This is a genomic window from Pseudoalteromonas sp. SG43-6, from assembly GCF_014164365.1.
Classification (GTDB): Bacteria; Pseudomonadota; Gammaproteobacteria; order Enterobacterales; family Alteromonadaceae; genus Pseudoalteromonas; species Pseudoalteromonas rhizosphaerae.
In genome coordinates, this window is record NZ_JACJEZ010000049.1 from 33,500 (window position 1) to 37,176 (window position 3,677).

Consider the following 3,677-nt stretch of genomic DNA (forward strand, 5'->3'; position numbering starts at 1 on the left):
ATCCGCCGATTATAAACCACTCTACTATTCAACGAATAAAGAATGGTGGGTCATGATGGACTTGAACCATCGACCAATGGATTAAAAGTCCACTGCTCTACCAACTGAGCTAATGACCCGCTCTGCTGCTGCAACAAAATGCAACAAAACATTAATACGTAAATCCGCCGATAAAGACCATTCTATTATTAAATAATGAATGGTGGGTCATGATGGACTTGAACCATCGACCAATGGATTAAAAGTCCACTGCTCTACCAACTGAGCTAATGACCCGCTCTTTTTGTCGCAATTCGAGTGGTTGAACCATTCGTTTGCTGCGGGCGCTTATAATACTTATTTAAAAAATGAGTGCAACAGAAAATGTCTCTTTTTTTAAGTTTTTATGTCTAGTTGACCAATTTTAGACCGCTTATGACAAAAAGCAGTCTAATCAAACTGATTCTACATTTTTGAAAGGCGATCAGTGGCCAATTTTGCAGCAGTTGTACTTGGGTATTGGTTAAGTAAATCATTAAAGGTTTTTGACGCTTGTTCGGCTAAACCTTGCTCTTGTAATAAAGTACCAAGCTTTAACATGGCATCTGGACGCTTATTTGAATTTGGAAATTCATTTACAACAACTTTAAAATGTTCCGATGCTTTTACTGGATCATTTTTAATTGTTAATAATTGTCCTAACCAATAATGAGCGTTAGACGCATACACAGAATTTGGATACGTTGTTAAAAACGTTTGAAACTCTGGAATTGCCTGATCATAGCGCTTGTCCTTCATGATTAATGCCACTGCACGCTCGTATGCCTCATTCTCAGACAGATCAGAACTAATAGCTTGCGATGCAACAGGCTCTGCGTGTTGCTCTGCACTAGGTTGCGAGTAAGCTTGGCTAACGCGATTTTCAATTTCTTGATACAGCTCACGTTGACGTTGCAGTACTTTTTCAAGCTTATAGGTCTGCTCTTCAGTGATCCCGCGAACCTGGCTCACTTCATCTTGCAGTCTATTTAACTGTTGCTGTAACTCAACTTGTAATAAATTTCTCGACTGCATCATACTTTCAAGGGCAGCAAGGCGTTTTTCTATACTCGATTGTGAACTCGCAGCTTCTGAAACAGGAGCGGGAGCAGCCCAAACATGGGTGCTCCCGCTCAATATCATGGCTGCCAAAATAATTTTCGGCTTCATAATGTCTCTAATTTAGTAAACTAGTACCGCACGGCGGTTTTTAGCGAAAGCAGATTCAGTACGTGATTTAACCATCGGCTTTTCTTCACCGTAGCTCACTACTGACATTTGGCTTGCAGAAACACCTAAACTTTGTAGGTATTTTTCAACTGCTTGGCCACGGTGCTCACCCAGTGCAATATTGTACTCAGGAGTGCCACGCTCATCAGCATGACCTTCAATTAATACTTTAACAGATGGGTTTTTAACTAAAAACTCAGCATGTGCACGAAGTAATTCGCCATACTGACCTTGAATAGTCGCAGTATCAAAACCAAAGTAAATCACTTGTTCTTGACGCAATTCGTCATACTTCTGACGAAGTTCTTCTTGTGCTTGCTGCTCTGGCGTTAATGTCGCAACTTCGACAGTGTCATTATCAGTTGTTTGCTCAACAGTCGCTTGATTTGATTGATTAGCTGCACCTTCATCGATATCCGAAGATGAGCTACAAGCTGCTAGTGTCATAACTGGCACAGCAATTAGCAGGCCTTTAAGTATTTTATTAAGTTGCATTGAGTAGATTCCTATATTGAGTAAACCAGCAAAAATTACTGTAAATAAGGCGACCACGCGGGTGCCTTTACTTGTCCATTTAGCACAGGTAACCGTGCTTTAAAGCGACCGTCCATTGATACTAGCGCTAGTACCTGCTTATTATTATGTAGCGTGCTATAGATGATCATCGAACCATTTGGTGCTACGCTCGGTGACTCATCTAGGCGCGTTCGTGTTAACACTTGAAATGCGCCTGTAGCCAGCTCTTTCTTAGCAAGATGGTACTGCCCGTTGGTACGGTTAACCATCACTAATTCTTTGCCGTCAGGGGTAATAGAACCAGCTAGATTCATATCACCATCAAAGGTCATTCGTTGTGACCTACCTGTTTGTAAATTTAACTTATAAATCTGAGCATTACCACCCCTTTCAGAAGTAAACACTATATCTTGACCATTCGGATGCCAAGACGGTTCAGTATCTATACTACGGTGGTTAGTCAATCGGGTTTCTTTACGCGTTGCTAAGTCTAGCATATACACTTCTGTAGCGCCGTTTCTGTCTTTTGATAGCACCAATAGTAGTTTTTTACCATCGGGTGAGAATTGTGGCGCACCATTAATACCTTGGTGACTTGTTATGAGTTCACGCTTACCAGTGTATAAATCTTGGATATAAATTTGGCTTTGACGATTTTCAAAGGTTACATACGCTAGTTTAGTGCCATCTGGTGACCATGCTGGTGACATAAGCGGCTCTTGCGAGCGTAATAAAACCTGCTCATTGAAACCATCATAATCTGCAACTACTAACTGGTAAGGCTTTGGTTCATCATCACGTACAATCACATAAGCAATTTTAGTTAAAAATGCGCCGCGCTCACCGGTGAGTTTTTCATAAATAACATCACTGATGCGGTGTGCATAACGTCTAAAACCGGTATCACTGATCACACTTTCGCGTGCTTCTTGAATATGATCTTGGTTTTTAATGAGTTTTCCGTTACTCATCATTTGCGTTTCACCGCCAGTGATTTGGCCTCGGATAACATCAATAAGCTCATAGCGTACTAAGTAACGGCCATCAGTTTGTTGTTCGACTTCACCAACTAAAATCGCTTCAACACCTTTATTTACCCAAGCGCCATAGTCTACGTCTGCGTCTTTACTAGGTAACTGTGGCATGGCATTAACGTCAATGGGTTTAAATTTACCGCTACGCATTAAATCCGCAGCAATCACATCACTGAGCTTTTGTGGAATTGGCCCCACACCTTTATACTTAAATGGCACGATCGCAATAGGCCGCGCGCCATCAATGCCTTCGGTTATGACTATTTCAAGTGCCGCATTTGCAACACTGGTAAAGCCTAAAACGAAAATTAAACAAACTGTTTTCAACTTGTTGAACATACCATTCCTTTAAAATTGTGGCTTAATTGTTAAGTTAATATTTTTTAATTGCTCAAACACATCTTTATCTTTAGAAACTGGCAGTGTATCAGCCATACGAACAGCTCTAAGCGCCGCTTCACATACTAACTTATCACCACCTAAAGATGTAACTTGTGTGACCAGACCATTAAAACCTAAGCGAATATTCACACGGCATTGTTGATTTTTCATCTTTTCATCAATTAATAAATTTTGCTGAATACGCGCCATAATTAATGCTTTATATTTATCAACCTCAGTGCCTACCTGTTGCTGACGTATTTTATTACGTGCAGCTTGCTCTGTAGCTAGTTGCTCTTGCAGCATTTGCTCTTGTAACGCTTTTTGACGTGCCTCTTCAGCAGCTTCTGCACGTTTTTTAGCAGCTAACTCTTCGCGTTTACGGTCGTCTTCAGCTTTCTTTAAAGCCTCTTCTTCTGCTTTACGTTTTTCAGCAGCAGCTTTAGCAGCAAGTTCAGCTTGTTCTTTTTGCTTTTCAGCCTGCTGCGCTTTTTCACG

General features: G+C 41.0%; 4 protein-coding genes and 2 tRNA genes. All 6 read right to left on the reverse strand.

All coding sequences use genetic code 11. The features are described 5' to 3' along the window. Nucleotides 1-43: 43 nt before the first annotated feature. Nucleotides 44-119: transfer RNA gene (locus H5201_RS17940), tRNA-Lys, on the reverse strand. An 81-nt stretch (nt 120-200) separates the two neighbouring features. Continuing rightward, nucleotides 201-276, reverse strand: a tRNA-Lys gene (locus H5201_RS17945). A 168-nt stretch (nt 277-444) separates the two neighbouring features. Further along, nucleotides 445-1,188: a tol-pal system protein YbgF gene (ybgF, locus tag H5201_RS17950; protein WP_149982323.1), complete on the reverse strand. Its 744-nt coding sequence runs from the start codon at nt 1,186-1,188 to the stop codon at nt 445-447. Nucleotides 1,189-1,200: 12 nt separating this feature from the next. Further along, nucleotides 1,201-1,743 carry a peptidoglycan-associated lipoprotein Pal gene (gene pal / locus H5201_RS17955; RefSeq protein WP_149982324.1) on the reverse strand — a complete coding sequence of 181 codons (543 nt, stop codon included), beginning with the start codon at nt 1,741-1,743 and terminating at the stop codon, nt 1,201-1,203. 35 nt (nt 1,744-1,778) lie between these two features. Continuing rightward, the gene (gene tolB / locus H5201_RS17960; protein WP_149982325.1) at nt 1,779-3,137 is read right to left on the reverse strand and encodes a Tol-Pal system beta propeller repeat protein TolB; all 1,359 of its coding nucleotides are present in this window, start codon (nt 3,135-3,137) and stop codon (nt 1,779-1,781) included. 9 nt (nt 3,138-3,146) lie between these two features. Then, the coding region (gene tolA / locus H5201_RS17965; RefSeq protein WP_182785160.1) for a cell envelope integrity protein TolA at nt 3,147-3,677 on the reverse strand (531 nt) is incomplete at its 5' end.

What these genes read in the sequence shown, in the direction of transcription:
- ybgF (WP_149982323.1), bottom strand. Translation starts at nt 1,188, where the DNA reads ATGAAGCCGAAAATTATTTTGGCAGCCATGATATTGAGCGGGAGCACC.
- pal (WP_149982324.1), bottom strand. Translation starts at nt 1,743, where the DNA reads ATGCAACTTAATAAAATACTTAAAGGCCTGCTAATTGCTGTGCCAGTT.
- tolB (WP_149982325.1), bottom strand. Translation starts at nt 3,137, where the DNA reads ATGTTCAACAAGTTGAAAACAGTTTGTTTAATTTTCGTTTTAGGCTTT.